Raw genomic sequence first — 7088 nt, forward strand, 5'->3', positions numbered from 1 at the left:
CGGCGGCCAGCGCCTCGACGCCCTGGCAGATCGTCGCGATGCGCCGGCGATCGTAGCGGTCGGCCACCTGCCCGACCACGAGCGTCAGCGCGAACATCGGCACGAACTGCGCGAGGCCGACGAGACCGAGCGCGAACGCGCTGTGCGTGAGTGCGTAGACGTACCAGCCAATGGCAACCGACAGGATCTGGAAAGCCAGGGAAGACATGACGCGCGTGCCCCAGAAGCGCTGGAACGGGGCATGGCGGAACAGGTTGGCGGGTAACGGGGATAAAGGACTGGGGTCGGGCACGGAGTCGGTCATCGAGGTCTCGGCGGTCGGCGCTGCGCACCGGTACCGTTCGGGGAGCGACTGCACACGCCGGTGCGTGCGCGCGACAACGGTGCGGGCGCGGCCAAATCGCGATGATATGCCAAGCGCGGAAAACGGACCGTGGACGTGGGTGCCGACGACTCCGGCGGCCGCGCTGGTCGCGGCCGCCGGGCGGTGGCTGGGTTAAAGGATCGTCCGATACAGGCGGCCCGCGCGCTTCACCGCGACGAGTCACCCGTATCGTTCGAGCCCGCGGCGATGCAGAACAGACGCTGGCCTTCCGGCGTGTCCTCGACTCTCCAGCCCTCGGCGCTCAACGCGGCCCGGATCCGGTCGGCTTGCGCCCAGTCCTTGTCCGCCCTCGCGCGCTCACGATCATCGAGCAACACGCGGACGTGTTCCGGAATATCGAACGCAACCGGCCTCCATTCGCGCAAACCGAGGCCAAGCACGGCGTCGAAGCTGTCCACGGTCGCTTTCAGGGTCGCAGGCGGCAGATTGCTCCTGACCAGATCCCACAGCACCGCGAGCGCCCTGGGCAGATTCAGATCCTCGTTCACTTCGGCGTCGAATCGCGCAGCGAAATCCGCATCGACACGCCCGCCGTCCGGCCAGCCGGCATAGACATGCCGAAGTCGGTTCAGCGCGGTGTGTGCCGCATCGAGCGACGCCCACGAGAAACGCAGCTTGCTTCGATAATGGGCGGTCAGGCACAGGTAACGGTACGCGAGCGGATCGACACCCCGGCTCTGCAAGGTCTGCAGACGGACGAAATCGCCACTCGACTTCGACATCTTCGCGTCGGCATCGGCATCGGCATCGGCATCGGCATTGAGCGTCAGAAAGTGCCCGTGCATCCAGTAATTCGCGAGCTGCGTGCCGTGGGCCGCCCGCGTCTGCGCGATCTCGTTGCTGTGATGCACGGCGATGTGATCCTCGCCGCCGCAATGGATATCGAACAACGTCCCGAGATACTTCGCCGACATCGCCGAGCATTCGATATGCCAGCCCGGGAAACCGCGGCCCCACGGGCTGTCCCATTCCATTTGCCGCTTGACGTCGGCCGGGCTGAACTTCCACAACGCAAAATCCGTGATGCTCCGCTTCTCGCCCAGCGCCACCCGCTTGCCCGCCTGCAACCCCGCGCGGTCCAGCCGCGCGAGATAACCGTAGTCATCCTGCCGGCTGGTGTCGAAGTAGAGGCCATCGTCCGTCCGGTAGACGTAGCCGGCCCGGTCAAGCGTTTCGATGAACGCGATCTGTTCGGCGATGTGATCGGTGGCGCGGCACCAGACCGTCGGCTCGAGCAGGTTGAGCGCGCGCCAGTCCCGGACGAACGCCTCGGTGTAGCGCCGCGCGATGACCCACGCCGATTCGCCGGTTCGACGGCTGCCCTTCTCCATCTTGTCCTCGCCTTCGTCCGCATCCGAGGTCAGGTGGCCGACGTCGGTGATATTGACGACGTGCCGGACCTCGTAGCCGTTGCGCTCCAGCACGCGGCGGAGAAGATCCTCGAACACGTAGGTTCTCAGGTTCCCGATGTGGGCATCGTCGTAGACCGTGGGGCCGCAGCAATACATGCCGACCTGTCCGGCCCGGATTGGCGTGAACGGGCGCACGTTACGCGACCAGGTGTCATACAGCGCAAGCGACATCGAGTTTCTCCATCCCGAAGGTGTAGGCCCAAAAACAAAAAGGCCGCCTGTTTTGCATCACAGGCGGCCGGAAGGCGATTGCTTGAATGTTTAGCGAGTTCGCTAGACGCAACTTCCCCCTGGCATGTTCTGACAACATGCGCGGATGAACGAGGAGGGGGAAATGGCGCGATTCAGCATGTGGACGATGCTAGCGCCTATAGACGGCAATGGTCAATACCGTCGGGCGGCCATTCCCGGTGACGATCCCGGGAGGGTAGCCGGGCGGCCGGCACTGGCCGGACGCATTTCAAGCCCGCTCACCCCCGTCAAAAAAAAAGCGCGAACCTCGGTTCGCGCTAAAGAGAGACCTCTCGCTGAAGACGTCGCTGCCCCACACCACCTTGCTCAGAACGAATGCCGCATCCCGATCCGCACGTCGGCCTGCGTCTGCGTCGTCGACGGCGTGAAGCTGTAGCCGACCACCGCATCCACGCCTTGCGACGCGCGCAGGTAATCGCCGGAGAGGTACACGTCCGTGCGCTTCGACAGCATGTAGTGCAGGCCCGCCGTGCCCTGGTTCCAGTGATGACCTTCGAAGCGCGTGTGCTGGTAGCCGGCGATCAGGCTCAATGCCGGCGTGAACTGGTACGAGCCACCGCCTTCATAGACCTGCATGTGCGACGACTGGCCGAAGCCCTTGATCGTCGTGTACGAGAAGTTGCCGTCGAGCGTCAGCTTGCCGATCGTGTAGCTCGTGCCGATGCCGAAGGTGCCCTGGCTGTCGACATCCATCGGCGTGTTCGCAAACAAGTCGGTGCGTGCGCCGGTCGCCGGATCGACGGTGACGGTCTGCTGGCCGAGGAACGTATGCGTGCCGATCATCGCGTACGGGTCGAACGCATAGATGCCGTTCGGGTTGTTCAGGCGCGTGTACGCAGCGCCGATCGAGAAATCACCCTTCGTGAAGCTCGCGCCCGCGCTCCATGCGCTGTTGCGGTGGAAGTTGCCCGCGACGTTGCCGAACGAGTACATCGCGCCGAACTTGAAGCCGCTGAGGTCGTTCGACAGGAACTTCACCGAGTTCGGCAGGCGGTCGCCGTTGAAGCGGTCGAAGTCGCCCTGGTGGATCGCGTAGCCGCTGCCCCAGGCGGAGATGTTGTAGATCGATACGAGTTCGTTCGTGATGTCGAGCTGGTTACCGAACGACAGCGTGCCCCAGTCGTTCTGCAGACCGACATAAGCCTGCCGGCCGAATTCGGCGCCACCGAAGCCGAGTTGCCCGTTGCCGAGGCGGAAGCCGCTCTCGAGGGTGAACACGGCCTTCAGGCCGCCACCGAGATCTTCCGTGCCCTTGAGGCCGAAACGGTTCCCGTACGCGACGCCGTCGTCGAACTTGACCACGTGCGAGCCGCCCGTGTTGTTCACGTACGTGATGCCCGCGTCGAGAATCCCGTACAGCGTCACACTGCTCTGCGCATGCCCGATGGCGGGTACACAGGCCGCGCATGCAAGCGCGGCGGCTACGGCAACTTTCGTATGCTTCATTATCGACCACCCTCCCTGAACCGTTCGATGGAAAGAACCTCGTTCCGGCGCGCGCCGCAATGCGCCGGTGGATTCGAATTCGGTACGCCTGATGGCTTCGGAATTTCGTTTTCCGCAATAACGCAGCCATTGGCGAAAAATACAAACCCATATTTCACGTCACCCGTCTGAAGGCGACACCAAATGGTCACGATGCGACCCGGTCGGGAAAACACGTAGACAGGCGGCACGGTAAAAACCGGCCGCCCGGAGGGAGGAAATCAGCGCCCGTCGAGGGCCGCGCGCACCGCTGGCAGGCCCGGTGCGCCCGCTGCCGTCGTCACACCGTCCAGCCAGCCGGTGACCAGCGCCGGGTCGGCCTTCAGCGCATGCTGCGCCGCGAGCGCGGGCGACGTCTTGTGGTCGAGCATGTCGGCGATCATCCGGTTTTCGACGTCGACGGAAAATGTCATCTGCCGGAACAGCCGCGCGAGGTTCGCGCACTGGCCGGCGAACCCGGCGCGCGTGACCGTATTGACCGTCGCACCGCCGTAGTTCGGGCCGAAATACGCATCGCCGCCCGACAGGTAGGTCAGGTGGAACTTCGTGTTCATCAGATGCGGTTCCCACGCGAGAAATACGATCCAGCGCTTGTCGCGCACCGCGCGCTCGACCTGCGTGAGCATGCCCGTCTCGCTCGATTCGACGAGCGACCAGTTCGCCGGGCCGAGCGCATGGTCGGACAGCAGCCGCTTGATGTTCTGGTTCGCGGGCGCGCCGGGCTCGATCCCGTAGATCTTGCCGCCGAAGCGGTCCGCGTAGCGCGCGAGATCGGCGAACGTATGCACGCCGGCGGCCGCCACGTAGTCGGGCACCGCGAGCGTGAACTTCGCGCCGCTCAGGTTCGCGTGCAGCACGTCGATCGATTTCTCGTCGACGAACGGCTTCACGAGCGGCGCCTGCGCGGGCATCCAGTTGCCGAGGAACACGTCGACCTGCCCTTTCTTGAGCCCCTGGTACGTGATCGGCACCGACAGGTTCGCCACGTCCTGCCGATAGCCGAGCGCCTTCAGCACGACGCCCGCCATCGCGTTCGTCGCATCGATGTCGGTCCAGCCGGGCGCCGCCATCTTCACGTCGCCGCATGTCTGCGGGTCGGCCGCATGCGCGGCCTGCGTCGTCATCAGGCACGCGGCCGCGGCGAGCGCCGCACCGATCCGGATTGCTGCATTGCATTGCCGTTCCATCGTCCGCTTCCTCCGTCGTTCGTCAGTGATCGCGATGCGGGACGCTCAGCGCCCGACGCGCGGAAAACGTGCCATCGCCTCGAGCGTGTCGAGTTCGATGTGATTGCGCATGTAGCGCTGGCTCGCGTCGGTGAACGGCTGCCAGTCCCACGCGTGGATGCGGCCCTGCGTCGTCGCCGCGTAATGGAAGCGCCGGCGCCGCTGGCTCGCGCGCACCTGCCGGTCCAGTTCGGGCAGGTTCCAGCGCTGTGCGGCTTGCGCGCGGAACGCGGCGAGCACGTCGGCAGCCTCCGGCATGCCGGCGAGGTTCGTCAGCTCGCGCGGGTCGTCGGAGAGGTTGTAGAGCTGGTCGGGATCGGCCGGGCAATGCACGTACTTCCAGTCGCCGCTGCGGATCATCACGACCGGTGCGACCGCGCCTTCCGCGAGGTATTCGCCGAGCGCGACGTCGTGCGCGGGCGTGCCGTGCAGGTGCGGCACGAGACTCGCGCCGTCGACCGGGTCGGGCCAGCCGCCGGCCGGCGCGGCGCCAGCCAGGTCGACGAGTGTCGGCAGCAGGTCGACGTGCGACACGGGCCCGCGCACGCGCGCGGCATCGAAGCGGCCCGGCGCATGGACGATCAGCGGCACGCGGCAGCCGCCTTCGAAGAACGTCATCTTGTACCAGAGCCCGCGTTCGCCGAGCATGTCGCCGTGGTCGGACGTGACGATCACGATCGTGTCGTCGGCGAATCCGCACTGTTCGAGCGCGGCCAGCACGCTGCCGAACTGCGTGTCGACGTAGGACGTCGCGCCGTAGTAGGCGCGGCGCGCGGCGCGGATCTGCGCGTCGGTAGGCGGCGTGCGGTCGTTCTCGCAGACGAAGCGCAGCCGTTGCGAATGCGGGTCGCTTTCCGCCGCGTCCAGGCGCACGGCCGGCAGGTCGATCTCGTCGTCGCGATAGAGATCCCAGTAGTCGCGCGTGATCGCATACGGGTCGTGCGGATGAGTCAGCGACACGACCATGCAGAACGGCCGCGCATCGTGCCCGGCCGCGCGCTCGCGCGCGACGTCGTACAGCTTCTGCTTCGCGGCGAACGTGACTTCGTCGTCGAAATCGAGCTGGTTCGTGCGCACGCACGGGCCGGCCTCCAGCACCGAACTCATGTTGTGATACCAGCTCGGCCGCTCGGTCGGACTGTCCCAGTCCGGCACCCAGCCGAAATCGGCCGGATAGATGTCGGTCGTGAGCCGCTCCTCGAAGCCGTGCAGCTGGTCGGGCCCGCAGAAATGCATCTTGCCGGACAGCATCGTCCGATAGCCGCCCGCGCGCAGGTAGTGCGCGAACGTCAGCGTTTGCGCCGGCAATTCGGCGGCGTTATCGTAGGCGCCGATCCCCGACGGCAGCTTGCCGGTCAGCAGCGAGAAACGCGACGGCGCGCACAGCGGGCTCGCGCAATACGCGGCATCGAATACGACGCCTTGCGCGGCGAGACGGTCCAGCGTCGGCGTGCGCGCGACGCGATTGCCGTAGGCCGGCAGCGCGAACGGCGTGAGCTGGTCGGCCATCAGGATCAGGATGTTGGGTGTCGGGTTCGTCATCGGCTTTCGTGGGGAAAACGGTGTTCGAATGGAACGGCGCGCCGCTCGCGCAGCGAGACGTCCGGCATGACGGAAGCAGCACGAAGAAAGTGCCGCACGTACGGCCCGCGACTGGCTAGAATCGCGGAATGCCTTGTGCGGCGGCCGTGAAGCGGGGTGTGACGCGGGATGCGAAGCGCGCGTGCCGTACCGTCCGATGCACTATCACCCGCCCGAATTCGCGCGGGTAGGCGTCCGGCCCTTATGGGGCCATTAGAGAGACTTATGTCGAAATCCGAACCGTTACCGTCGATGCAGGCGCTGCGCGCGTTCGAATCGGCCGCGCGGCTCGCGAGCTTCACGGCCGCCGCGCGCGAGCTCGGCTCCACCCAGCCGGCCGTGAGCCAGCAGGTGTTCCAGCTCGAGGCCGAACTGGGCGTGCCGCTGTTCGAGCGCAGCCCGCGCGGCGTCACGCTGACGGCCGACGGCCAGTGCCTGTACGAAGCCGTGCGGCTGAGCCTCGACACGCTGCGCGGCGCGACCGCGACCCTGCGTGCGCGCCGCGAGCACGGCGCGCTCACGATCGTCACCGACTTCGGCTTCGCGACCTACTGGCTGATGCCGCGCCTGGCCGGGCTGAAGCGCGTGATGCCGGACGTCGACGTGCGTGTCGTCACGTCACAGGATTACGACGCGCAGCGCGACCACGGCGATATCGCGATCCTGTTCGGTGACGGCCACTGGCCGTCCTGCACGGCCGCCCGCCTCTTTCCGGAATCGGTCACGCCCGTGTGCTCGCCCGCGTTC

The 7088-nt window shown here is 66.3% G+C and carries 6 protein-coding genes; 1 reads left to right on the top strand and 5 read right to left on the bottom strand.

The window, feature by feature from the left end; translation table 11 throughout:
* The 5 genes from JYJ84_RS24135 to betC form a co-directional block, all read right to left on the bottom strand.
* Positions 1-304, bottom strand: a 304-nt coding sequence (locus JYJ84_RS24135) for an MFS transporter (RefSeq protein WP_205189553.1), incomplete at its 3' end; no start/stop codon positions are given.
* A gap of 227 nt (positions 305-531) precedes the next feature.
* A complete protein-coding gene (gene cysS, locus JYJ84_RS24140; protein ID WP_175223175.1) occupies positions 532-1968 on the bottom strand; it encodes a cysteine--tRNA ligase in 1437 nt (478 codons plus the stop codon).
* 387 nt (positions 1969-2355) lie between these two features.
* Positions 2356-3495 (bottom strand): porin, encoded by a 1140-nt coding sequence (locus tag JYJ84_RS24145; RefSeq protein ID WP_122947835.1) that lies wholly within the window; start codon positions 3493-3495, stop codon positions 2356-2358.
* 260 nt (positions 3496-3755) lie between these two features.
* Positions 3756-4721: a choline ABC transporter substrate-binding protein gene (gene choX / locus JYJ84_RS24150; RefSeq protein ID WP_175223176.1), complete on the bottom strand. Its 966-nt coding sequence runs from the start codon at positions 4719-4721 to the stop codon at positions 3756-3758.
* 45 nt (positions 4722-4766) lie between these two features.
* Positions 4767-6302 (bottom strand): choline-sulfatase, encoded by a 1536-nt coding sequence (betC, locus tag JYJ84_RS24155; RefSeq protein WP_175223177.1) that lies wholly within the window; start codon positions 6300-6302, stop codon positions 4767-4769.
* Positions 6303-6545: 243 nt separating this feature from the next.
* Here betC and JYJ84_RS24160 point away from each other — a divergent pair.
* Positions 6546-7088: LysR family transcriptional regulator (locus JYJ84_RS24160; protein WP_205189554.1), on the top strand; the 543-nt coding region annotated here is incomplete at its 3' end.

It is taken from the genome of Burkholderia sp. LMG 13014, from assembly GCF_905232215.1.
Taxonomy (GTDB): Bacteria; Pseudomonadota; Gammaproteobacteria; order Burkholderiales; family Burkholderiaceae; genus Burkholderia.